The sequence below is a fragment of the Pseudomonas sp. P4_C8 genome (assembly GCF_056401975.1).
Genome location: NZ_JBFUIH010000004.1, coordinates 129416 through 154069, shown reverse-complemented (window position 1 = coordinate 154069; position 24654 = coordinate 129416). Strand labels below are relative to the sequence as shown.

Below are 24654 nucleotides of genomic sequence, written 5' to 3'. Positions count from 1 at the left end.
ATGCCCACCCCCGAATTCGTTCTTCTCAAAAGTTGGAAGCACAACGCCCAATCCTGGATCGAAGCCATCCGCACCGGCGCCATCGAAAGCCGTCTGAAAGTCACCGACCAGGCCATCCTGTTGGCAGTTATAGGCCGCCAGCCCGAGAACGTGCTCGACCTCGGCTGCGGCGAGGGCTGGTTGTTGCGAGCGCTGGCTGAACGGGGCATCACGGCGATCGGTGTGGACGGTGATCCGACACTGGTAAAAGCGGCGCGGGCAGCGGGTTCTTCACCGGTCCATCTGGCGAGCTATGAAGCGTTGGTGGAAGCGAAGGTGAACGTCGGCTGCGACTACGACCTGATCTGCGCCAACTTCGCACTGTTGCACCAGGACATCATCCCCCTGCTCGCCGCCATGAACGCGCTGCTCGTCCCTGGCGGCACGCTGGTGATTCAGACGCTGCATCCGTGGACCGCAGCGGCGGGCGACTATCAGGATGGCTGGCGGGAAGAGACCTTCGCCGGGTTCGAGGGGCTGTGGCAACCCATGCCGTGGTACTTTCGCACCTTGTCCAGTTGGCTGAATGCGCTGGATATGGGCGGCTTTCGCCTGGTCGGCTTGCAAGAGCCGCAGCATCCGCAAAGTCCTGTGCCGCAGTCGCTGCTGCTGGTGGCCGAGCAACGGGGGTGAGAGCCGGGCTTCAATCTAGAGCATTTTCTCCAGGCCGATCTTGTCACTGAGCCAGGCCTTGAAGCTGCGCCATTTGCCACCGGGTTCCTCATGCAAGGTATACCGGCGGCCGTCGTCTTCGGCGATCCAGACAATTTCGCCGTTTTCCAGCCGGGCCTGGTAACTCACGGCTGGTGCCATGCCCTCAAGCGCCAGGTCGCGCATGTAGCCGGCCAATTCAGGGCTGTCGACCAGCACCCCGACTTCAGTGTTCCAAAACACTGAACGCGGGTCGAAATTGAAGGAGCCGATGAACACCTTCTGCTTGTCCAGGATCATGGCCTTGGTGTGCAAGCTGGAGTCCGAGCCACCACTGAAGCCACGGAAAGAACCGCCACTGGGATCGTCCTGCTGGCGCCGCAGTTCATAGAGCTTCACCCCATGTTCGAGCAGGGTCTTGCGGTAAGGCGCATAGCCGCCATGCACCGCCGGTACATCGGTGGCTTCCAGTGAGTTGGTCAACAGGCGCACATCAACACCGGCATCGGCACGACCGATGAGATAGCTCATTCCCGGCTTTTGCGGGACGAAATAGGCCGAGATCAGGATGAACTCCTTACTGACGCCGTCGAGCGCAGGTCGCAGTTGTGTGGCCATCAATAGAGAGCGGGCCGGTTCGTCGTCAGCCAGTACCTTGCTCGGGGCGTCCCACATCGCCTGGCTATGGGCCCAGATCAGCTGTTTGCGCCATAAATTGAGTTGTGGTTGAGCCCGGTAGGTCATGAGGTGGTCGTACAAGGCCTTGTTCTCGGTACTTGCAATCTGGAGCGATTGTTCGAGGCGTTGGCGACTCTTTAGCAAGTCTTCAGCGGTTGGCTTGTTGAGCACCAAGTCACTGATTGGCTGGCTCAGGGAACTATTCCAGTACTGATCGAAGCTGTGGCCCAACTGCTCGGCGACCGGGCCGATGCACAGCAGGTCCATGTCGGTGAAATTGAGATCGGGCTTGGCGTCGAAATATTCATCCCCCAGGTTGCGTCCGCCGACGATGGCCGCACTGTTGTCGGCCACCCACAGTTTGTTGTGCATGCGCCGGTGCTGTTGGGAAAGATTAAGCAGACGGCCCATGGTTCGGGTCACCAGGGTGCTGCGCCCCAGATGCAGAGGGTTGAAGACGCGGATATAGATGTTCGGATGCACGGCCAGGGTAGCGATGACTTCTTCCTGGCCGTCGCTGGCCGTGTCATCGAGCAAGATGCGTATCCGTACGCCGCGATCGGCTGCCAACAACAATTCACGCACCAGTGCTCGGGTGCTGAGACCGTTATGTACGATGTAGTACTGCAGATCGACGCTTTTCTGCGCGTTGCGGATCAACTCGGCGCGCGCCCGGAACGCTTCACTGCTGTTAGGCAACAGGCGAAAACCCGAACGCCCCTCATGCGGCGCGGCCTGCGCCTGAATGGAGCGCCCGAATGACGAATCGCTGGCGGGTAATGTCTCGCTGAAGTCGTGGGGTAAGGGCGTAGTGACGCAGCCGGCAACCAGCAGTGTGAGCAACAGTGCGGGGAAGAACCAGGAGATGGACAAGGGGCTCGTCCTCAACCTTAACGGGTGTATTTTCGACCTCGGAAGCCAGCCGGTACTTGCCGACTGAAGAGAACATGTAACCCACGGCAATCTGCACAACCTACTCCAGTAAAGCCCGGTTCAAGCAGTCTGTCGAAATTTACCGGCAGTACCAGCCTCCGGACCAGGCTGCGCAAGTAATAGGAAGCGTCCCAAAATCCGCTGTAATGCCTTCAACGAGCTACCCGGCAAAAGAAGTGCGGCAATCGCATTGCCTTCCCTCAGTCTCAGCTAAGTTTCGCTACGTATCTTCTCCCCTGCGCAAGTTCAGCGCCGCTCAGGAGAGGCTACCCGCAGATGAATCCCGAAAAAGCCGGATGGCTCAACAAAGTACCCGAGGTGACACTGTCATTTTGGGTGATCAAGATTTTGTCCACGACCGTGGGTGAAACTGGAGCAGACTTTCTGGCGGTAGATGCCGGTTTCGGTGCCGGCTGGACCAGCATCGGCATGGCCGTCTTGCTGGCGCTCGCATTGTGCTTTCAACTGCGCACCAAGGCTTACTCGCCCTGGATCTACTGGTTGACCGTCGTGTTGGTGAGCATCGTCGGGACACAGATCACCGACATCATGACCGACATGCTCGACATCAGCCTGTACACCAGCACGGCGGTCTTTTTCGTTCTGCTGGCGATCAACTTCATGGTCTGGTACCGGGCGGAGCACAACCTGTCGATCCGCGAAATCATCACCCCGCGACGGGAGCTTTTTTACTGGACGACCGTGCTTTTCACCTTTGCCCTCGGCACTGCCGCGGGCGACCTGGCCACCGAAGCTCTGGGCCTGGGTTTCACTCTCGGCGCCGTAATTTTCGGTGCGCTGATCGCCACGACTCTGGTGGTCTGGCGCATGGGCGGCAATGTGGTGTGGACCTTCTGGATCGCCTACATCCTTACCCGCCCGTTTGGTGCATCCCTCGGCGACTTGCTGACCCAGGCCAAAACCTACGGCGGCCTCGGCATGGGCGCAGCCTGGACCAGCGCTATCTTCCTGTGCGTCATTGTGCTTTTGGTCGCGGCCGCGCAAATCAGCGTTGGCAACCGTAAAACCGTCTCTCAGTAACCTTTCAAAGGCCATCAAGGATTAGTCATGCGTCCACTTCAAAAAGCCATTCGCCACATTGCTATCGTCTCGTCGATTTTTTTACTCAGCGTCGCCGCCGGATGCTCGAAACCTGCCGACAAACCCGGCGCTGGCGCGCCGACGACTTCGGTGAGCGCGTCCGCCCAGTCCGGTTCAAAACTGGGCGATCTGTCCGAGTTCCGCGCTATTGCCACCGATGTCGCCGCGCTCGTCGATAAAAACGATCTTTCCGCGGCGAAAACCCGCATCAAGGATCTGGAAACGTCTTGGGACTCTGCCGAAGCAGGCATCAAACCCCGCGCTGCCAGTGACTGGCATGTTCTGGACAAAGCGATTGACCGGGCACTCGATGCCCTGCGCGCGAGCACGCCGAAGCAGGCCGATTGCAAGGCAGCGATGGATGATCTGTTGAAAACCTTCGATTCCATGAAGGGCCAGCAGTGACCAACAGCCGTACATTGCGCTGATCCGGCGGCGGACAAACACCGGCTCAGGTGCTTCAATACAGGCGCGACGGTCATGCCCGCCGCGCTTTTTTTTTGGAGCCGTACATGCGGATATTGCTGGTCGAAGATGACCCGATGATTGGTGATGCCATCCAGGGTGCGCTGAACGATGCGAGCTACGCCACTGACTGGGTGAAAAACGGACTCACCGCCCTTGCGGCACTGGAAACTCATGCTTATGACTTGGTACTGCTGGATCTCGGATTGCCCGGCAAAGACGGGCTCGATGTGCTTGATGTCATACGCGGCCGTAACAACCCCGTACCGCTGCTGATCATCACTGCAAGGGAGGGTCTCGATGATCGCCTGCGCGGCCTCGACGGCGGTGCTGACGATTTCCTGCTAAAGCCCTTCGCCATGGCAGAACTGCTGGCCCGCATGCGCGCCGTGCTACGCCGTAAAGGCGGCAGCGCCCAATCACTGCTGGATAACGGCGTGGTGTCACTGGATCTGGTCTCCAAACAAGCCACCACCGCCGACACCCCCGATGTTCAGCTTTCCAGCCGTGAATTCGCCCTGTTGCAGGCCCTGTTGATCCGGCCTGGCGCCATACTTTCTCGCAGCGAACTTGAGGACCGAATTTACGGTTGGGGCAATGAAGTGGAAAGCAACGCGGTGGAATTTTTGATTCACGCACTGCGGCGCAAATTGGGGAGCCATGTCATCAAAAACGTCAGGGGAATGGGATGGATGGTTTCAAAAAGCACTTGAGCGAATCGATACAGGTACGGCTTTCTATAACGCTGTCGCTGGCCATCCTGATCGTGGCGGCGCTCGCCGGTATTTTCGCGTTCGTCTCCGCGCTGAACGAGGCACACGAAATGCAGGATGAGACCCTGCGTCAAGTGGCCGTTCTTTTTGAGCGGCAGCAGATGACCCTGCGTTACCCCGCGGGTGAGCAGATCGTTGGCGACGACGAAGAATCCAGGGTCATCGTGCAATACCTGACCGACAGCAGCAAAGCGACTGGCTCCGACGACGCAACAATACCGCTACCGTTCCCCACAACGCTGGCTGATGGCTTGTCGACCATAAACATCGCTGGCGAAAACTTTCGCGTGCTGATCCGAACCACGTTACGTGGTGAACGCATCGTAATCGCCCAAGAGGCCGACGTGCGCGACAAAGAGGCACGCGAGAGCGCCTGGCGCAGTCTGTTGCCGTTTCTCATTTTGTTTCCGGTGCTGTTGCTGGTGGTGGGGGATCTGGTGCGCAAACTTTTCCGCCCCATCGCGACCCTCTCGGACGAAATCGATCAGCGCGATAAACAGGTAATGCACCCAATAGATGAAACCCACCTGCCGACCGAGATCCGTCCTTTCGTCGTGGCGATCAATCGTTTACTGGCGCGCGTCGCGCAGTCCATGGACACCCAACGTCGCTTCATCGCCGACGCAGCCCACGAACTGCGCTCCCCAATGACAGCCCTATCACTACAAGCCGAGCGACTGTCCGCCACAGAAATGCCGGCGCCGGCCTATGAACGTTTGTTGCCATTGTCCCGGGGAATAGAACGCAGCAGAAAACTGATTGATCAACTGCTGGCCTTGGCAGCCGCACAATCGAGCCCGGATCAATCACAGGCATCAGTTTCAGTCCATGAAGTTTATCGACAGGTACTAGAAGACCTACTGCCGCTGGCAGAGCGCAAGCGCATCGATATCGGTGTTGAAGGAATCGAAGATGTACAGGTCAACATCAACGAAATGGATCTGTTAATCCTGGTCAAGAATCTGGTGGATAACGCTATCCGTTATACCCCCGTTGACGGACGAGTCGACCTGACAATCGAGTTGGCGCCAGAAACAGTGATTCTTCAAGTCAAGGACTCTGGCCCAGGTATCAGCGCAGAAGAACAGATATTGGTATTCAATCCGTTCTACCGCAGTTTGGGAACCGATGAAACAGGCTCCGGGCTGGGTTTATCCATCGTCAAGGCGATAGCCGATCGCACGGGGGCGCACATCCGATTGAGTTTTTCAGATGAGCTGAACCAGAGCGGGTTATGTGTTTCGGTCTGCTTAAAAAGAGCTAAACCATGAGGCTTATTCAAACGCCCCTGTGCGCACCTCGCCCTGGCTGACATAGCGGGCGATCAGCACACCACCTGGCGTGCTGATCGAATGCGCCAGCGTGAACGCCAACGCTTGTGCAGTGTCGTCGAACAAGCGCTTGCCGCGGCCCAGCACCACGGGAAAAATCATAAGCCTGAGCTCGTCCACCAACCCGGCGGCAAGCAGTTGGCGCACCAGATCGCCACTGCCCTGCGTCAAGAGATCATCGCCGTCCTCGTGCTTGAGCGCGCGTATCGCATCGGCCAGATTTCCCTGCAAAGCATGACTGTTGTGCCAATCGAGCGTATCGGGGTGATGCGTAGCGACGTGCTTGGGCACGTTGTTGAACAGATCAGCAATGGCGTGGCTTTTTGAATCGGCCTGTCTGTGCGGCCAGTAAGCGGCAAAGATGTCGTAGGTACGCCGCCCCAGCAGCAACTCGAACGGCTTCGCGAACAGGTCCTGTATGGCCTGGCCGGAGACGTTGTCGGCGTAGGGCACGATCCAGCCACCCAAGCGGAATCCGCCGCTGGTGTCTTCATCAGTCCCGCCGGGCGCTTGCATAACACCATCCAGACTCATGAATGCCGCAACGATGAGCTTGCGCATAGTCTTCTTCTCCCAGTGAGTACTCGTACAGGGAAAGCCTGGGGTCACAGTAACCCGACAGCCTCATTCCATGATGGATAGTCGAACAAGCCGATGCGAAATCGACAGCGCGATGCACGGATCACACCTGACTATCCGAACACTACATTCGGCTCGCTTCACTCATGGATGTGGAAGGATTGGAGTGATAACCACCGCCTAACGCCTTGATCAGCGCCACCTCGCTTTCCAGGCGCTGCCCCTGCAACAAGGCCAGGCTGCTCTGCTCGGCCAACAGCGGCAGGTTCGCTTCCAATGCCACGACCCGACCTAACAGGCCGCGTTGATAATGCGCCTCGGCACTGTCACGGTTGAACAGAAAATTACCGATTCGAGCTTGCTGTAACCTCTCCTCTGCGTCCAACCCTTGCAACTTGCTTCCGGCTACGGCGACGTCACGAACGGCGTCAAGCACCGCTTGGTTGTACTGCTGCACGAGGGTGTTGCTCAGGCTTTGGGTGTTTGCCAGTTCGGCATTCAGGCGACCGCCATCAAAGATTGGCAGGGTCACGCCCGGGATCAGATTGATTTGTCGACTGTCGTGGTCCCACAGGTCCCCCATGTGCAAGGCGTCGGCACCGAAGAACGCCTTGATGTCAAAACTCGGATAAAAGGCTGCCTTGGCCGCATCGATATTTGAATAAGACGACTGCACCAGCCAGCGCATGGCCTGCAAATCCGGACGTCGCGCCAGCAATTCGTAACCCAGGCTTTGCGGCACGCCATAGGCATGTTCCGGCAGTGTTCTCGGCTTCAATGGCAGCGAGACCTCAGCGCCGACGCCGAGCAATGCTCGCATGGCCTCGCGCAGTTGCTGCGTCTGGCTGCGCAAAGAGGCAATCTGACGATCGATCAATGCCTGGTTGCTCAGTGCCAGTTGCTTCTGCGGCTGCGCCTCCAGACCACGCTCAATGAGCGCTTGATGCGCGGCCACCACTTCGGCGGCAATGGTCGACATTTGTTCAAGGTTGGCCAGCAGTTGCTGAGCCGTCTGGATCTGGAAATACAGTAGGCTAACGCCGCTGGACACTTCCAGTTCGACCCAGGCCGCTTCAGCCTGCCGCGCGTTACGCACACCCAAAGCCGCGTCTACTTGCGCACGCTGGCGCCCCCAGAGATCGAGTTGGTACGTGCCGCCGAGTCCCACTATGCCCTCGGTGTACCAGGGGCCAGTGAGGCCGAGTTGCGGTTCGTTTCGCGCAAAGGGACCGAGAAAGCCGTTGGCGGAGACGTGCTGGCGGTTGACCAGCCCGACCAGCTCGACTTGCACGCCGGTCAGGGATTTCACCGAGGCTGCCTGGGCGCGGGCCTGATCAATATGACTGCGAGCAATGGCGATGCCCGGAGCCTGATCGAAGGCCATGTCGATCAACTGGTTGAGCTGCGGGTCCTGATAGCGTGCCCACCAACGCGCCTCGGGCCAACCTTCGCGGGCCAGGTGCAGGTCATCCGAAAGCCGAATACTGGCCGGGTTGCGCTGCGGCACCAGCTCGCCCTCTTCGCGAATCAGTGCGCATCCGCCGAATATCAGGCTGATGCCGAGCAACGCGCACAAACGAGCACCGGCGTTCATGAGCGCTGCTCCGCCAGGGTCCTCGTTTCGAATGACTGCCAATCCGGTAGGGAATCAAACTGACGACGCAGCTCCTGCAGCTCGAGTAACACCGCGTCACCGTCCGGTTCCTCTTCAATTGGCGGATCGAATGGCGGCAAGGCATCCAGCGCAACCGCCGGATCCAGCATGTGTGCCGCGTAGCTGACCAGCCATGCCCCCAATTGCGCCTGATGCTGGTCCAGCCAGGCCCGCAGCGACATCGGCAGTTCGGCGTTGAGTGCCGCACGGTTGCGCTGTAACTGGCCAGTCAACAAAAGGGTCTGCCGTGCCTTGGCCAGCAGCGTCTGCGTGAACAGGGTCAGTTCTTCGTGCTCACCCTGTTGCCAACCAGGCTCCAGCGCGACCCGGGCGAGCATAGCCTCGCATTCAGCCAGTTGACCCCAACTGCGCAAACTCGATTCGTGCAAAGTTTGCGTCGATGCACTGGACGCGAGTGCTCGCAATAATCCGGCGTGGCTCTGCAGGATTGCGCTCAGGCGCCGACGCAAACTGTCACCCTCACTTTCCGGCCACAGCAGAGCATGCACCAGTGTGCTGACCAGAACACCGAGAATAATACCCACCAGACGGTCACGGATCTCGGTGAGATCGGTCGTCGGTCCGAACTGTTCGAGCAAGGCCAGTGCGAAACAAAACATGATCTGCAAACCCGCATAGCTGATGCGCTCAGAACCTGCCGCAACCCAGGCGCCGAGACCGATCACCGGCAGGCTCATGATCAATAAGCCGACCAAACTATCGATGCCCGGAATGACAAAGACCATGCACAGCAGTGCCAACGCACTCCCCAGCAGACAACCGCCAATGCGCAACACGCCTTTTTGGGTCGAGGCGCCGAGGCTGGGCAAGGCGATGATCACGCAGGTCAGCATCACGGTGTGGATACCCGGCCAGTCCACCGCGTTGTAGAACACATAGCAAAACAGCGTAGCCAGCCAGGTTTTTAAGGCAAAAAACAGGTAATTGGGATTACTGAAGGCATCGCTTGCCAATAGCGGTTCCTTCACCGGCGTGTTGCTGGCCGGGATCTCACGCTCGCTCACGGCCAGGGTGCGCAATGCGTCGCGCATCTCCTCCAGCGCTGGAGGCATCAGCGGTCGCGCCAATGCCGTGCTGCGCAACAACAGCGCCGCAATGGGGTCAACCTCGATGGCCTTGGCCAGCGCCGCGCAATCCTGGCGTAACGCCGCCAGCGCCTCGATATCAGAGACGGCGCCGTTCAAGGACGCGGCAGCGGCATGCAACCGGCTTACACAGATGATCACCGCCAAATGCTGCACCTCATGCGCGCGATAGCCAGCATCACGCATGCTCGCAAACTTCAGCAGTTTGTGCAGGCCGAGCACGCCCTGCTGCACGTCAGTCGCGCTGATCACAGGAATCTTCGCCCGCCCCTCCTCCAACGCGAACAGACACGCCTCGACCTTCGCCAACTGCCGCCGCATTGCCTCGCGCAATAGCTGCTGCGGTTCTTGTGGCAACAGCAACGTATTGACCAGCAGGGTGACCAGCGTCGGATAAACCACGGCCATCCATACCCACAGACAACCCCGTAACAGCAACTCGGGCTGCGCAACGAGATCCACCAGGCTCTGGACGTAAATAGTGACGATAGCGACCACGAAAAACAGCGGGCCAAGGCGCGTGGCGCGCATGCCGAACAGGCTGACAAGAAAGACCGCACTGGCACAAAGGATGCGCAGCAGCGGATAGCCATAAGTGAACTTGAGCAGAAGGATTGCAATACCGATGGCAAGCGTCGCGCTGACGATGAACAGGATGCCGGCCATCCTTGTCAGTACCACGTTGGTCTGGCTGACGAAGAACACCATGATCAGTGACAGTGCCAGCAGCGGCACTTCAAGACTCATCGAAAGAATGATGACCAGCGTACACGCCAGCAGATTGCGCAGTAATGCGTTGCTGCGCCCGGGAAAGGCCGCCAACTCCACGACCAGAAAGCGCCAGAGCCGCTCAAACCGGCCATCTACAATAGTCATTGCCGCTTACCTTCGCTGTTATCGGTGTGGATCACGGCCACCGCCGATGCACCGATACGGAACAACTCCGGGTCGGGCTGATCGACTCGAATGCGCACCGGAAAACGTTGGGCCACCCGCACCCAGTTGATGGTTCGCGCGACTTTGGGCAGTCCACTGACTTGAGCGCCGCCATCGTCAGGAAAAACGCCAAAGCCTATGGAGTCGACGGTACCGCTGAATGCACGCCCGCTGTCGCTCATCAGATAGAGCGTACTGCGGTTGCCGGTATGGATGTTGTGCAGTTCGGTCTCGCGAAAGTTCGCTACTACGTACCAGTGCCGCGTATCGATCAGACTGAACAACGGATGCCCGGCGGCTGCAAACTGGCCGTCGGAGGTCGTCAGACCGACGATTCGGCCGTCGAAGGGCGCGCGCATGACACTGTGTTCCAGATCCAGCTCGGCGCGGGCTATTTGCGCCTGGATCACTGCGCGTTTGGCCACTAACGCATCAACCCCACTGACGGCAGAGGCGGCTTGTTTGACCTGTAGCTGGGCGGCGTTTAATTCGGCTCGGGCGCTCTTGGCGGCGGTGCGCGCCTGGTCCACCTGCTCCTCAGACACGTAGCCGCGTGATAGCAGCGGTTCGATCCGGCGCAGGGTGTCCGCGGTCTGGGCCGCCGTCGCTCTGGCCCGTTCGATGCTGGCTTGTACGGCATCAGAGTTGAATTGCTGGGCATCGACCTGGCGCTGGCTGAGGATGATTTCCTGGTTCAGCGCTTGCATCGACGCTTGAGTCTGGTCGAGGACGTCCTGATAGGGACGTGCATCAATGCGCAGGAGTACATCCCCTTGCTTCACCTGCTGGTTTTCGTGCACCGGTAGCTCGACGATGCTGCCGCTCACCTCGGGGGTGACGCTGATGGTATCGGCGTAGGCATAGGCGTCATCGGTGCGTGGCGCATTGTCGAGCCGCCAGACCACCCCTATCAGCAGGACCAACGTCAGCCCCAGCAGCACCAGTACCAGAACGCGCCGGGGCAGCGGCTTTACAGCTTTTTCGCTCATGGTCGGCGACTCCCGGTCAGGACTGGAAGAACAGCAGCCAGGCGCTCAAGGCGAAGAGCGCAGTCAGCATGGGATAAAACAGCGCTGGGGGCGCCAGCCAGGCACTGTAGCCGAGCCGAGCCAGCAATTTATTGATAATCAGGACAAGCAGCGTAGCGCCGAGAATGCAGAACAACCAGTCAGGGAAAAACGCTCCCAGCACGGGCACCGAAGACGCATTGGAACAGGCGGATAGCGCCAGCGACAGCAGAACAATGCCGCCGTGCCAGCGACTCGTCTTCTTTCCCTTATGGCTCATCGAGGCTTCTCCACCGCAGGAAAACACGAGTATTAACAGACGACGAACAACGGCCTCAGTAGTGTACGTCGCTTGGTCATTTCATGGTCGTGTCTTGGGCGCGAGCGTTCTTTATAGCTCACAAAGATGGGAGTTTCATTGCTACACTGCGCCACCGTTTCGACTTTCGATTTGCTCAATTGCAAGGCACTTCTATATTGAGGGGGTGCTCTGAACTTCCTGCCTCTTGTTGAGCCTTGGCCCATGGCAAATACTGATCAATTGATCATCTGCGAGCACTGCGACTGTGTGTATGAAAAAGTCACGCTCGTTGAACACCAGAAAACCCTGTGTACGTGCTGCGGCGCCGTGCTGCAGCGCTATAACCGCATGACGGTGGAGCAACGACTTGCGTTGACCTTCGCGGCCTTGATGCTATGGATTTTCGCCAACCTGTATCCCGTCATGACCATCAGCCTGAAAGGCGTTAGAAACAGCGCAACACTGTGGGATTCGGTATTGGCCTTGAGCCTTGGGCCGATCACCTTCATCGCGTTGGTCGCTGCGATCGCGATGATCCTCGCGCCGATTTTCCAACTCTTGCTGCTGATCTGGGTCCTGGGTTTCGCCCTCACGCACCGACGTTCGCCCGGGTTTAAATTCTGCATGCGCTGGCTGGAAGCCCTTCGGCCCTGGAGCATGCTGGAAGTCTGCTTTCTGGCGGCGATGGTCGCGGTCATCAAACTCGCCGGATTTCTCGACGTGCTGCCGGGCATCGGCCTGTTTGCCCTGGCCGTGCTCAGCCTGATGATGATCCGCATCGCCGGGCGCGATATCCGTGAATTATGGGACATTTTATGAACATGCCCCCGGTCGCCAGCGATCTCAACCTGTGCCTGTGTCATACCTGCGGCATGACTTGCGACATGACCGATAATCCGCACGAATGCGAGCGCTGTGGCGCTCCTTTGCATCGGCGTAAAACCAATTCGCTGGCCCGCACGTGGGCCTTTATGTTCACGGCCCTGGCGTTTTACGTCCCGGCCAATCTGTTGCCGGTCATGAACACCCAGATGCTCGGCAACGGCGCCGACAGCACGATCATGAGCGGTGTACTGGAATTCTGGGCGGCCGGCGCCTGGGACATCGCGCTGATCATTTTTATCGCCAGCATCGCGGTGCCGGGTATCAAGTTCGTAGCCCTTACGTTTTTACTGGTGTCCGTGCATCGCGACAGCCTCTGGGCGCGCAAGGAGCGGTCGCAGTTGTACCGCGTCGTCGAGGTCATCGGTTACTGGTCAATGCTCGACGTGATCGTGGTGGCACTGGTGGCCTCACTGGTGAAGTTCAAAGCCCTGGCCGACATCGAACCGCGCGCGGGTATTCTGTTTTTTGGTTTGGTGGTGGTGTTCACCATGCTGTCGGCGATGAGTTTCGACCCGCGCCTGATTTGGGATAAAACACGGGGAAACCCACAAAACGAGGAGGTCATGGATGAAGTCGCAAGCCACTGAAGGTCCACAAGCCCCCGGCCAGGCCCCAGTCAAGACTGGTCGTAGCGTCTCGCTGGTCTGGATCGTCCCAATTGTTGCGGTATTGGTGGGTATATCACTGGTGGTCCACAGCATTTTGCAGGAAGGCCCGACCATCACCGTCATGTTCAAGACCGGTGATGGCCTGACAGCCAACAAGACCGAGGTCAAATACCGCAGTGTAGTTATCGGCCAGGTTTCGGACGTGGAGTTGAGCAGCGACCAGAAGAGTGTCAACGCCACGATCAAACTGACCAAACAGGCCGAAGGTTTCACCCGTTCAGACTCGCAGTTCTGGGTCGTGCGTCCGCGCATCGGTGCCGGTGGGGTTTCGGGGATTGATACGTTGCTGTCCGGGGATTACATCGGCGCTGATATCGGTCAGGCCAATGACCGCGCGAAAAACTTCAAGGGCCTGGAAATCCCGCCGGCCATCACTTATGGCGAACCGGGCAAGCGTTTCACCTTGCACACAGAGGACCTGGGGTCGCTGGACGTCGGTTCGCCGGTGTATTACCGCAAGATTCCGGTCGGTCAGGTGGTGGCCTATGCGCTGGACCCGGATGGCAAAGGGGTGAACATCGACCTGTTCATCCATGCGCCCAATGACCAATACGTCACTGAAAACACCCGATTCTGGAATGCCAGCGGTGTGGACGTGAGCATCGATGCCAACGGTGTTGATGTCAAAACTGAATCGTTGTCCTCCTTGCTGGTGGGCGGTATTGCCTTCCGTGCACCGGAATACAACCCCAACGACAAACCTGCCCCCGAAGAGTATGCCTACGAGCTGTTTGAGGATCAGCAAAGCGCCCTCGCCCCGCCCAATGGCAAGGCGCAATTCCTGGCCTTGCGTTTCGATCAGGCCATGCGTGGGTTGAAGGTCGATGCGCCGGTGGAATTCCTGGGCATCGAAATCGGCAAGGTAGTGTCGGTCAATCTGGATTTCGACGAGAAAAAACGCAGTTTTCCGGTCAATGTCGGCATCGTGATCTACCCGCAGCGTCTAGGTCAGGCCCACACCAAGATGATCAAGGCGCTCAATCATGACCCCAATGACGAAGCCGCTGGCGTTCGGATGATTGGCTCCTTCATCGAAAACGGCCTGCGTGCTCAGGCCCGCACTGGCAACCTGTTGACCGGTCAGTTGTACATCGCCCTGGACTTCTACCCTAAAGCAGACAAAGTGGCCTTCGATGCGACCGCGCGCCCGGTCATGATCCCAACGGTTCCGGGCAGCCTCGAACAATTGCAGGAAAAACTCGAATCCATGGTCGACAAGGTCAACAAACTGCCGATCGAGCGCATTGCCGGCAACCTCGACAGCAACCTGGTGGAAGTGCGCAAAGGGCTGGTCAAATTCAACAGCAAGACACTGCCCGGCGTCGATACTGCCCTGTCGGACGTCAGCAAGACCTTGCTGTCGGCCAACTCGACCCTGCAATCGGCCAACGCCACCATTACCGAGGGTTCGCCATCACGGGAGAAGCTCGGGCAGACTCTGGAAGAGCTGGAAAGCGCGGCGCGATCATTGCGCGGACTGGCGGATTACCTGATCCGGCATCCGGAGTCACTGATTCGTGGTCGACCGAAAAACGCCTCGGCACAGGACCTGAATCAATGACCGCGCAGCAGAAGAAAGGAGCAACATGTATGGCTTTTTCGCCGAAGCTCACCTTGGTCGCTGCGCTCCTGCTGCTCGCGGCCTGCCGCAGTGAACCTGTTCACTACCACACCCTGATGCCACCACACACAGGTGGTGCAACGCACAGTAACGTTGTGGTCATCGAGATTGAGAGCCTCAGTGTACCGGCGCAAGTCGACCGGCCACAGGTGGTTATTCGCCAAGGCAACAGCGGCCTGGTGCTGCTTGAATCCGAATGGTGGGGGGCATCGCTGGGAGAGGAGTTCCGCAGTGCCCTGGTGGATCAATTGGCCAACCTCAACCCCCAGCGCAAGCTGTCGCTGCGCATCGATGTACTGCGTTTTGATTCCTTTCCCGGGCAATACGGGCTGATTGATGTGACTTGGCGCTTGCGCGCCGCCAATGAAGTCAATGGCGCGTCTATCACCTGTCGTAGCATCCTGCAAACGCCTTCGGGGGGGAGCATCGAAGATCTGGCCCTGGCCCAGCAAAATAACGTCAAGCGCCTGGCTGCGCTGATCGGCCAGGCGGCCAAGGGGACACAACAAAGTTGCCCGCCCCCTGCCTGACGCCACTTCTTGCGCGCCCCGGTATTGTTCAGCGGTGCCACTGCGACCACTGAACAATATCGTGTGGTGTTTTTATTTCGACAGCCCTGCGTTTCAAAGAACTTGGTAAAAGGCAAGGGTTTTCAATAACCAGGTAAGTATGCCTGCCATCCTGCTGCGCAATTTTTTCACATTCGTTTCACTCCTCCGCTACCTGTACATCTCTAGTGTTGCCCGCATCTTTCCCACAATAGATAACGAACGAAACATGACTTCGCGCAGAGTAAAACTGGCATCGCTGATCGCAACCGTGGTGGCTGTCATAGTGGTCACAGGCTTTGTCTTGTGGACCAAATCGCCCACCCACCTGGCCAACGCAAATCCCTCCGCCAAGGCAGAACTGTTGAAAGACTGGCAGGCTGGCGAAGTGGTAGCGCTGGTTCGTCACGCCGAGCGGTGCGACCAATCCAGTAACCCTTGCCTGGGGCCGGCCGATGGTATTACCCGGTTCGGCAACGAGTCTTCCACTGCGGTAGGCCAGCACTTTATGCGCCTGGGCATGGCGCAGACCGACGTGTTGAGCAGCCCGGCAACGCGGACAGTACAAACGTCGCACGCCATGTTCGGCACAGACCCGGTGAGTCAGGAATGGCTGGTCACTTGTGGCAAAACACTGCGCAACGATGTGGTGGCGCACAAACAAGCCCATCGTAATCTGGTACTGGTCTCTCACAGTGGCTGCATTGGCGACTTTTTAGCCGATACCGGTTTCCCGCACGCGGCAAAGAGTGAATATGGCAGTTCACTGTTCTTGCGCATTGACACTAACGGGCAACTCCAGGTGCTGGGCATTGTTAATCCCGAAGACTGGAACGCTTTGCAGGGAAAATAAACAACCGCTACTTGCCAACCGTAAACAGTAGCCGTCGACTCAATTTGAGTTGGCGCATTGCCCATTGAACTTCGCCACCCACGCTACCCTCTCGCGGTATTTCGCCAAGGACGAGTCATGACTTTACATCAGCCATTGCCCTTTTCTGCGGGTCAGTTATCTCGCACTCCTGCGCCTGTCAAACGCTGGATCGTGCCCGGCCTGCTGTTGGCGTTTGTTGTCTTCTACCTCCTGCCGCTGATGACACACGGGTTGTGGATCCCCGATGAAACCCGCTATGGCCAGATCAGCCAGGAAATGCTTCTGAGCGGCAACTGGGTCGCGCCGCACTTCATGGGCATTCGTTACTTCGAAAAGCCTATTGCCGGCTACTGGATGATCGCCATCGGTCAGGCTGTCTTTGGCGATAACCTGTTTGGTGTGCGGATTGCCTCGGCGCTGAGTACCGGGCTGAGTGTCTGGTTGACCTACCTGATCGCCCGCAGGCTTTGGAACGACCCGCGCAAAAGCGCTGCCTGCGCGTTGCTGTACATGAGTTTCGGGCTGATTGCCGGTCAAGCCGGTTACGCCAACCTCGATCCGCAATTCACCCTCTGGGTGAACCTGAGCCTGGTCGCGCTCTGGTTTGCCATCGACAGTCATACCCCTCGAAGCAAAGCAGGCGCCTGGGTGCTGCTGGGTTTTGCCTGTGGCATGGGTTTTATGACCAAAGGCTTTCTGGCCTGGTTGTTGCCGGTATTGATCGCCCTGCCCTATATGTTTTGGCAACGGCGAATGGGTGAACTGGTGCGTTATGGTGCATTGGCCGTGCTGGTTGCGGTGGTGGTGTGCTTGCCATGGGTGCTCGCCATTCACCACCGGGAACCGGACTTCTGGCGCTTTTTCTTCTGGAACGAACACGTCCGCCGGTTCGCCGCCGATGATGCACAGCATGCGCGGCCATGGTGGTTCTATCTGCCCTTGCTGGTTGTGTCGAGCCTGCCATGGGCTGCGTTGCTACCGGCCACGTTCATCGACGCCTGGAAGCATAAACGCCAGCCTGTCATCGGTTTCCTGCTGCTTTGGCTGCTGTTGCCACTGGCCTTCTTCAGTTTGAGCAGTGGCAAATTACCGACCTACATCATGCCGTGCCTGTTGCCGCTGGCCCTGTTGATGGGGCACACGGTCATGGAGCTCTTGAGTCAAGGGCGAACCCGGTCGCTTCGCATCAATGCCGCGATCAACACCACCGTGGGCGCGATTGCCCTGATCGCCCTGCTCTATCTGCAGATCTCCAGGAAAATCTACGAAAACACCGAGATGTTGAGCTTGTCCCTGGTGTTTATCGTGTTGCTCGGCTGGATCATTACCAACTCATTACAAGTCCTGCGCCCATTGATTTTTTGGGCGATGCCGGCCCTTGGCATATGGATACTGGTTGCGTTGTTGCCGGCCGCCATGCCGGCACAGATTGTCAACAGCAAAATGCCGGACCAGTTCATTGCCGAGCACCTTGATGCATTGGGCGAAACCAGCTCATTGCTCAGCAACGATCTCGGTGCAGCCTCCGCGTTGTCATGGCGTTTGAAGCGCCCGCAAGTCGATCTGTTCAATACCATCGGCGAGCTGAAATACGGTCTCGGCGACCCCGCCATGGCCTCGCGCAAAGTGACCATGGACAACGTCGGGGAGTGGATGACAGAGGCGCGTAAAAAAGGCGCGGTCGGTGTGGTGATGCGGGTCAACAATGTCGCGGAAACCGAGGAGGTCGAGCGGTTGCCTCTCGATGGCAAACGCTATCAGCGCGGCAATCTGCAGATCCTGATTTTTCCGCAAACCGGCCCTGACAGTGTTTCGCCAAAAGTACCGACTGGAAACCCGTCATGAAATTCTGGGCCAGTGACAGGGGCAGGTTAACGCTCTTGCTGGCCACGGCAGCGCTGATGCTGTTGTTGGGGCTGGGCACCCGGGAATTATGGGGAGCGGAAACACGCTGGGCCAACATCGCCTTACAAATGCTGCAAAGCGGTGACTATTTTGATCCCTACCTCAAGGGCGCGGCCTACTATGACAAACCCCTGCCCTCCTATTGGTTGATCACCGCCTCGGCCTGGTTGACAGGCGGTCTGGACCACTGGTCATTGCGTCTCTCGTCGGTGATTGCGGCGTGGCTGAGCGTGTGGCTGGTGTACTTGATCGGCGTACGACTGTATCGCAAAGGCACCGGTTTGATTGCCGGCTGGATGCTGGCGACCACCTTCTATTTTGTCTTCTGGGCACGAGTTGCCACGGCTGACATTCTCACGGTGTGTGGCGTACTGGCAGCGGTGTGGTGGTACTGGCGCGGGCCCGAAGACACACGGTTCAGCCGCTACCTGGTGTTTTGCCTGCTGCTGTCCCTGACCTCACTGTTCAAAGGTTTGATCGGCTTGATATTGCCGGGGTTATTGCTGTTGCCTCATCTGGTGCAGGAGGGGCGCTGGAAACGCCACCTCAATTGGCGGCTGTGTGCAGCCCTGTCGGTTGCCGGTGTTTTCTACATGACACCGTTCATGTTGTCGCATGTGTATGGCACACCGACCTATGGCGAAAGTGGTTTGGGTTTGGTGTTGCGCGAGAATGTCGTCCGGTTCTTCCAGCCGTTCGATAACATCGGGCCGATTTACACCTATCTGGTTTACCTCCCCGTCTACACCTTGCCGTGGGCACCTTGCTGGTTGTTGGCGTTGTGGGTCGCTGCGCGCAACTGGCGCAGTGTCGAACCCAATACACGTTGGCTGATCTGGGGGCTGGGGCTGCTGATGCTGTTTTTCACCTCCAGCGGCAGCCGGCGCAGCTACTACGTATTGCCCCTCGTGCCCTTCGCCCAGTTACTGGGGGCTTGGTGGATCACCCGGCGCATGGCCGAAGGCAACAAGGTCAGCACGTTTGGCGGTCGCGGGTTGAAGATTGGTTTCGGGGTGAGTGCAGCCGTACTGATGGCCGTGCTCGGCGTGCTGTACCCCTGGACCAACATTGGTGGCGGCGTGGTGCATTTTGGTGAAACGGTCAAGCTTGAGGCCATCAAACGCGCACCTTTGAGTCACTGGCGCTTGGTCATGATCGACGTCGACAACAAAGTGCCGATGTACCTGCAAACCGGGGGCGCACCGTTCTATTACGTGCAGCAATCCGACGATTTTCCTCGCACCGGCAACACCACAGCGCTGATGAACTGGCTGGACCACACCAGCGGTCAACACTGGGATCCGAAACGCACTATCGTTATCGCGCAATACCACAAGGGCGATGCGCTGCCGCTGAACTACCTGAGTGCCGACCATCAGGTCATCACCACTACGCCCACCAACGGTGAACGGATGTTTCACTCCCGTGAAAACCAAAGCGTGGCGTTTATTCCGCAATCGTCCCCAACGCAGAATTGAATCGGATGGCCAAATTTCCAGACGCCCCCTGGATCACGGCACTATCCTTTCGCCACTATTCAGATTTGAGCAACCGCCCGCAACAATGGGGGTCGGTTGCTCAAACCTTGGTACACGGAAAAAAATCCTGCTGGTAGACAAACCCGACGTTGTGCTCGAATGCCTGCGCTGATCGATGACTTCCGTTAACATCAGATCCGTCGGGCAAGTAGCTGAGGGACTGCTAATCTGAATGAAAATGACATGTATTAACGGTTTCTTTGACGTTTTTTTCTCATTTTACGTTCTACATTCCCTGCGACTCAAAACATGCAAATGATTCGCATTGATTTGCTAGCGAATCGGTGTGCATGACTACTAAAAAGAACAGGAGCTGCCCCCCCTAATGACGCCCTCCATCCCTTCGTTCCTCAAAACAGCATTGCTGACCACTGCACTGCTGGCCGCCGGACATGTCTATGCCGCTGATACCGACGGTATCGTGGTCTACAACGCCCAACACGAGAGCCTGACCAAGGCCTGGGTCGAGGGGTTCACCAAGGAAACCGGGATCAAAGTCACCCTGCGTAACGGCGACGACACCGAGATGGGCAATCAGATCGTGCAGGAAGGCGCCGCCTCCCCGGCCGACGTATTTCTGACCGAAAACTCCCCGGCCATGGTGCTGGTGGACAACGCGGGCCTGCTTGCACCCGTAGCGCCGACTACCCTGGAGCAAGTGGACGCGGCTTATCGTCCGGCGCATGGCAAATGGGTCGGGATCGCTGCGCGCTCCACCGTGTTCGTCTACAACCCGAGCAAACTGCCTGAAGCTGATCTGCCAAAATCGTTGATGGACCTGGCCGGGCCAAACTGGAAAGGCCGTTGGGGCGCATCGCCCGCCGGTGCCGACTTCCAGGCCATCGTCGCCGCCGTGCTCGAACTCAAGGGCGAAGCAGCGACCCTCGAATGGCTCAAAGGGATGAAAGCCAACTACACGGCCTACCGTGGCAACAGCGCCGTCCTTAAAGCAGTCAACGCGGGCCAGGTCGACAGCGGCGTGATTTACCACTATTACAGTTACGGCGACCAAGCCAAGACCGGTGAAAACAGCAAAAACACCGCCCTGTACTACTTCAAACACAAAGACCCGGGCGCTTTTGTCAGCGTTTCCGGTGGCGGCGTTCTGGCCTCCAGCAAACACAAGGAAGACGCTCAGGCGCTACTGAAGTGGATCACCAGCAAGGAAGGCCAGAAAGTCCTGGAAACCGGCAAATCGTTTGAATACGCCGTGGGCAAGAACGCACCCTCCAACCCTAAACTGGTGCCTTTGCAGCAGCTCGACTCGCCGACAGTCGATGCCTCAAAACTCGACAGTAAAAAAGCCGTGGAGCTGATGACTCAGGCGGGACTGCTCTAATTGATGCCTGAAACCTTGCCAGGGGGTGTCGCCACGGCGATACCCGCAAACTTGCGACGACGCTCCCGGGGTGTTTTCGCAGGTCGCGGCGGCGTGTGGGTGATCGGTCTGTCCGTACTGGTCTCGCTCCTGTCGCTGTTGCCGATTGCCTTCGTGATCGGCGTGTCGATCCAGACAGGCTGGGCGGCCATTGTGCCGCTGGTCTTTCGACCTCGTGTCGCTGAATTACTGATCAACACCGTGTTGCTGGTGCTGATCACCATTCCGTTGTGCGTCATGCTCGGCCTGGCGCTGGCCTGGCTGACAGAGCGCACCAACCTTCCAGGCCGACGCTGGTGGTCACTGTTGGCGACGGCGCCACTGGCCGTGCCGGCCTTTGTTCACAGCTATGCGTGGGTGAGCCTGGTGCCATCGATTCACGGGTTGCCTGCTGGCGTCCTGGTCTCGGTCATTGCCTATTTCCCGTTCCTGTACCTTCCGATTGCGGCCACTCTGCGCCGGCTTGACCCGGCTATTGAAGACGTTGGCGAATCAATGGGGCTCAAGCCGTGGGCGGTTTTTTTCCGTGTGGTACTGCCGCAACTGCGCCTGGCCATTTGCGGCGGAGCGTTGTTGGTGGGCCTGCATTTGCTGGCTGAATATGGCCTGTACGCGATGATCCGTTTCGACACCTTTACCACGGCGATCTTCGACCAGTTCAAATCCACCTTCAACGGCCCTGCCGCCAATATGCTGGCCAGTGTGTTGGCCCTGTGTTGCCTGGCGATGCTGACCACCGAGTCCGCCGCTCGCGGCACGGCGCGTTACGCCAGGGTCGGGTCGGGAAGCGCTCGCACGCAACGGGTTGTGCGCCTGGACTGGCAGGCAAAAATGCTCGGCCTGCTGCTGCAAGCCTTCACCTGCGCATTGGCGCTGGGTGTGCCGTTGATCACCTTGGGCAAGTGGCTGATCGCGGGCGGCACACAGGTCTGGCAACTGGACGAACTGATGCCGGCGCTGCAACAGACACTGCAGCTCGGCGCGGCAGGTGCAGTCCTGACCACCTGCGCCGCGATCCCGATTGCCTGGCTATCGATTCGCTCTCCCGGCCGGTTACAGCGGGTACTGGAAAGCTGCAACTACATCACCAGTTCGTTGCCTGGGATTGTCGTCGCCCTGGCCCTGGTAACGTTCACCATCCATTTTGCCCGACCGATTTACCAGACCACGATCACCGTGCTGCTGGCGTATCTGCTGATGTTCTTGCCCCGTGCCCTGGTGAGTTTACGGGCGGGAATTGCCCAGGCACCGGTGGAACTGGAAAATATCGCACGCAGTCTCGGCCGCTCGCCGGGGCGGGCCTTGTGGCTGATTACTCTGCGCCTGGCCGCGCCGGGGGCTGCCGCCGGGGCTGCGCTGGTGTTTCTGGCGATCACCAACGAGCTCACCGCCACACTGTTGCTCGCGCCCAATGGTACGCGCACCCTGGCCACCGGTTTCTGGGCCATGACCAGCGAAATCGACTATGCCGCTGCCGCCCCCTATGCCCTGTTGATGATCCTGCTGTCGCTTCCGTTAACCGGACTTCTTTATCACCAATCCAAACGAACGGCTGGCCGATGAACGCTCTCGAACTGCATGCCATATCCAAGTCTTACGGCGACCAAAAGGCGCTGGAGAGCATCAACCTGTCGGTGCCCGCTGGTAGCCGGACGGTGATTGTCGGCCCATCCGGCTCGGGTAAAACGACGTTATTACGGATGATCGCCGGCTTCGAATTCCCGGACTCCGGCCGTCTTTCACTCAATGGCCAGACGCTCGTCGACGCCACTCACGAGGTGCCTGCGCATCAGCGCCTGATTGGCTACGTTCCCCAGGACGGCGCCCTGTTCCCGCACATGACCGTGGCTGCCAATATCGGTTTCGGACTTTCGGTCAAGGGCGGCGAAAAAAACCATCGTGTCGCTGAGCTGATGGACAGCGTGGCCCTGGATGCAAGCATGGCCCACCGTTGGCCCCATGAACTCTCCGGCGGCCAGCAACAGCGGGTGGCGCTGGCGCGGGCGTTGGCGCAACAGCCGCGCTTGATGCTGCTGGACGAGCCGTTTTCCGCCCTTGATACCGGCCTTCGAGGCGCCATGCGCAAAATGGTCGCCCGACTGCTGTCCGATGCGGGTGTCACCACCATCCTGGTCACCCATGATCAGAGCGAAGCCCTGTCGTTTGCCGATCAACTGGCAGTGATGCGCGGCGGTCGGCTCGTGCAGTCAGGCCATCCACTGGATCTGTACCGCTACCCCGACGACGAACAAACCGCGCTGTTTCTCGGGGATGCCGTGGTCATGCCCGCCAAAATCGAAGCTGGCTGGGCGCATTGCGACCTCGGCCGGATACCGGTGAACAACCACCGCAACAACCATTCGGCGCAGATCATGCTGCGCCCCGAGCAATTACAACTCGTCAGCATCCAGCCGAGCCCCACCGAAATGTCCGGGTGCCGCGCTGTAGTGACTGAACGCGACTTCAGCGGCAACACCTGCACATTGACCGTGGAATTACAGGCACCCACTCGCGGCGAACAGTCCGGCCGGTCATTAACGGTACGCAGTTCGGGCATGTATGCGCCCCCTGCCGGCAGCGCGGTCCACGTCTCAACCATCGGCCATGCTCACGTGTTCAGCGGGTCATAACGTTAAAGGTCAAAGCGGTCCACTGCGCGGCGCCGCTCATTGTCATCGCGCACATCGTAATTGGCGGTTGTCTGAATATTGCTGTGATGCGCCAGTTTCTGCGCGATCGACAAATCGTGCTCTTCGATGACGCGGGTGATGAACGAACGGCGAAAATCGTGCGGCATGATCTTCACCCCGACTTCGGCACCGCGCTGGCGCGCAATGTAATAGATCGCATGTTTGGTCACTCGATCGCGGGTGATATGGCTGCCACGACGGATGCGGTTGAACAGAAACGGGTCGTCCACCTCGCCTTCCTTGAGCTGTGATCGACGAAACGCCAGCCAGGCCTCCAGTTTGGCCAAGGCCCAGGCCGGCGCGTACTTGATCAATTGCTTGTTGCCCTTGGCCGTGACCCGCAGACTGCGCTCGGCAAAATCGACCTGTGACAGGTCCAGGTTCACCGACTCGGACTTGCGCATCCCCGAACCGTACAAAATCCCGATGATCGCCGCGTCGCGTAATCCTTGTGGTCGTGGATCGGCGGCACACACCGCCATCAACTCCTGAATTAGCGTGCGCCGCAAGTTACGCCCCTGGGACAAACGGGTGCCGGCAATCCCTTTGACCGAGCGCATTTTCAGCAGATGATCCTGACTGATCAAGCTCATGCGCCACGCCTCATTCATCACCCCGCGTACCGCATTCACGTACAGCGAAGAGGTGTTGGGCGCGTAGCCGTCTTCGCGTAACGCTGCGACCAGCGCAATGACATTTTCTGGCTGAAGTTGATGCCAAGGGATTTCCTCGACATTCATGTCGTCGAAGCCCAAACGGTCCGCGGCATCCTGCAAAACATAACGCATGGTCAGCTGACTGGAAGGTGCGAGCCGGGCCAGGTACAAAGTCAACGGATTGGTCGTTGAAGCAACGGGATGGGTAACAGGTAAGTCAATCAAACGAGACGGCCTTGAGTAAAAACATTGCAGTAATACAACTAAGGATTGAAAACATCCCTCATGTAAAGCGAAGACTTCTGAAGGACTTTTCTTATAAAGTCGCGATGAGCGG

At 58.5% G+C, this 24654-nt stretch carries 22 protein-coding genes; 15 read left to right on the top strand and 7 right to left on the bottom strand.

What is annotated here, in order from left to right:
• Positions 1-672 carry a class I SAM-dependent methyltransferase gene (locus tag AC1DWM_RS03745; protein ID WP_223513912.1) on the top strand — a complete coding sequence of 224 codons (672 nt, stop codon included), beginning with the start codon at positions 1-3 and terminating at the stop codon, positions 670-672.
• A gap of 15 nt (positions 673-687) precedes the next feature.
• Here the strand turns inward: AC1DWM_RS03745 and AC1DWM_RS03740 are convergent, their stop codons facing one another.
• Entirely contained in the window at positions 688-2241 is a 1554-nt protein-coding gene (locus AC1DWM_RS03740) for a phospholipase D-like domain-containing protein (RefSeq protein WP_411741838.1), read from the bottom strand.
• A 336-nt stretch (positions 2242-2577) separates the two neighbouring features.
• On the opposite strand from AC1DWM_RS03740, the gene AC1DWM_RS03735 reads away from it, so the two are divergent.
• The 4 genes from AC1DWM_RS03735 to AC1DWM_RS03720 all read left to right on the top strand — a co-directional run bounded on the left by AC1DWM_RS03735 (position 2578) and on the right by AC1DWM_RS03720 (position 5911).
• On the top strand, positions 2578-3342 hold the full coding sequence (locus AC1DWM_RS03735) for a COG4705 family protein (RefSeq protein ID WP_223513714.1): 765 nt from the start codon (positions 2578-2580) through the stop codon (positions 3340-3342).
• A gap of 27 nt (positions 3343-3369) precedes the next feature.
• Positions 3370-3807, top strand: a complete 438-nt coding sequence (locus AC1DWM_RS03730) for a hypothetical protein (protein WP_223513711.1) — start codon at positions 3370-3372, stop codon at positions 3805-3807.
• Between the two features lie 107 nt (positions 3808-3914).
• The gene (locus AC1DWM_RS03725; protein WP_223513709.1) at positions 3915-4580 is read left to right on the top strand and encodes a response regulator; all 666 of its coding nucleotides are present in this window, start codon (positions 3915-3917) and stop codon (positions 4578-4580) included.
• Complete coding sequence (locus AC1DWM_RS03720; RefSeq protein ID WP_477794644.1) at positions 4556-5911, top strand: ATP-binding protein; 1356 nt, start codon at positions 4556-4558, stop codon at positions 5909-5911. Before AC1DWM_RS03725 ends, AC1DWM_RS03720 begins: the two co-directional genes overlap by 25 nt.
• Before the next feature lie 3 nt (positions 5912-5914).
• On the opposite strand, the gene AC1DWM_RS03715 is transcribed toward AC1DWM_RS03720, so the two are convergent.
• The 5 genes from AC1DWM_RS03715 to AC1DWM_RS03695 all read right to left on the bottom strand — a co-directional run bounded on the left by AC1DWM_RS03715 (position 5915) and on the right by AC1DWM_RS03695 (position 11533).
• Entirely contained in the window at positions 5915-6532 is a 618-nt protein-coding gene (locus AC1DWM_RS03715; protein WP_477794643.1) for a dihydrofolate reductase family protein, read from the bottom strand.
• A 142-nt stretch (positions 6533-6674) separates the two neighbouring features.
• The gene (locus AC1DWM_RS03710; RefSeq protein WP_477794642.1) at positions 6675-8144 is read right to left on the bottom strand and encodes an efflux transporter outer membrane subunit; all 1470 of its coding nucleotides are present in this window, start codon (positions 8142-8144) and stop codon (positions 6675-6677) included.
• Positions 8141-10186, bottom strand: a complete 2046-nt coding sequence (locus tag AC1DWM_RS03705; protein ID WP_477794641.1) for an FUSC family protein — start codon at positions 10184-10186, stop codon at positions 8141-8143. The genes AC1DWM_RS03710 and AC1DWM_RS03705 overlap by 4 nt, the downstream gene beginning before the upstream one ends.
• Entirely contained in the window at positions 10183-11235 is a 1053-nt protein-coding gene (gene mdtN, locus AC1DWM_RS03700; RefSeq protein WP_223513697.1) for a multidrug transporter subunit MdtN, read from the bottom strand. The genes AC1DWM_RS03705 and mdtN overlap by 4 nt, the downstream gene beginning before the upstream one ends.
• Positions 11236-11251: 16 nt before the next feature.
• Positions 11252-11533: a YtcA family lipoprotein gene (locus AC1DWM_RS03695; RefSeq protein WP_223513694.1), complete on the bottom strand. Its 282-nt coding sequence runs from the start codon at positions 11531-11533 to the stop codon at positions 11252-11254.
• Positions 11534-11776: 243 nt separating this feature from the next.
• Here AC1DWM_RS03695 and AC1DWM_RS03690 point away from each other — a divergent pair, with 243 nt between their 5' ends.
• From AC1DWM_RS03690 to AC1DWM_RS03645, 10 genes are all read left to right on the top strand, one after another.
• The gene (locus AC1DWM_RS03690; RefSeq protein WP_223513692.1) at positions 11777-12373 is read left to right on the top strand and encodes a paraquat-inducible protein A; all 597 of its coding nucleotides are present in this window, start codon (positions 11777-11779) and stop codon (positions 12371-12373) included.
• Complete coding sequence (locus AC1DWM_RS03685; protein ID WP_223513689.1) at positions 12370-13026, top strand: paraquat-inducible protein A; 657 nt, start codon at positions 12370-12372, stop codon at positions 13024-13026. Before AC1DWM_RS03690 ends, AC1DWM_RS03685 begins: the two co-directional genes overlap by 4 nt.
• Entirely contained in the window at positions 13007-14668 is a 1662-nt protein-coding gene (locus AC1DWM_RS03680; protein WP_223513686.1) for a PqiB family protein, read from the top strand. Before AC1DWM_RS03685 ends, AC1DWM_RS03680 begins: the two co-directional genes overlap by 20 nt.
• A 29-nt stretch (positions 14669-14697) precedes the next feature.
• Positions 14698-15258, top strand: a complete 561-nt coding sequence (locus AC1DWM_RS03675; protein WP_477794654.1) for a PqiC family protein — start codon at positions 14698-14700, stop codon at positions 15256-15258.
• Positions 15259-15505: 247 nt separating this feature from the next.
• On the top strand, positions 15506-16129 hold the full coding sequence (pmrG, locus tag AC1DWM_RS03670; RefSeq protein WP_223513902.1) for a lipopolysaccharide core heptose(II)-phosphate phosphatase PmrG: 624 nt from the start codon (positions 15506-15508) through the stop codon (positions 16127-16129).
• 117 nt (positions 16130-16246) lie between these two features.
• The gene (arnT, locus tag AC1DWM_RS03665; protein ID WP_477794640.1) at positions 16247-17995 is read left to right on the top strand and encodes a lipid IV(A) 4-amino-4-deoxy-L-arabinosyltransferase; all 1749 of its coding nucleotides are present in this window, start codon (positions 16247-16249) and stop codon (positions 17993-17995) included.
• Positions 17992-19533 (top strand): ArnT family glycosyltransferase, encoded by a 1542-nt coding sequence (locus AC1DWM_RS03660; protein ID WP_477794639.1) that lies wholly within the window; start codon positions 17992-17994, stop codon positions 19531-19533. The genes arnT and AC1DWM_RS03660 overlap by 4 nt, the downstream gene beginning before the upstream one ends.
• A 385-nt stretch (positions 19534-19918) precedes the next feature.
• The gene (locus AC1DWM_RS03655; protein WP_477794638.1) at positions 19919-20932 is read left to right on the top strand and encodes an iron ABC transporter substrate-binding protein; all 1014 of its coding nucleotides are present in this window, start codon (positions 19919-19921) and stop codon (positions 20930-20932) included.
• A gap of 3 nt (positions 20933-20935) precedes the next feature.
• A complete protein-coding gene (locus AC1DWM_RS03650; protein WP_223513677.1) occupies positions 20936-22534 on the top strand; it encodes an ABC transporter permease in 1599 nt (532 codons plus the stop codon).
• A complete protein-coding gene (locus AC1DWM_RS03645; RefSeq protein WP_223513675.1) occupies positions 22531-23601 on the top strand; it encodes an ABC transporter ATP-binding protein in 1071 nt (356 codons plus the stop codon). Before AC1DWM_RS03650 ends, AC1DWM_RS03645 begins: the two co-directional genes overlap by 4 nt.
• 2 nt (positions 23602-23603) lie before the next feature.
• Here AC1DWM_RS03645 and AC1DWM_RS03640 read toward each other — a convergent pair whose 3' ends face one another.
• On the bottom strand, positions 23604-24542 hold the full coding sequence (locus AC1DWM_RS03640) for a site-specific integrase (RefSeq protein WP_317849360.1): 939 nt from the start codon (positions 24540-24542) through the stop codon (positions 23604-23606).
• Positions 24543-24654: the final 112 nt, after the last annotated feature.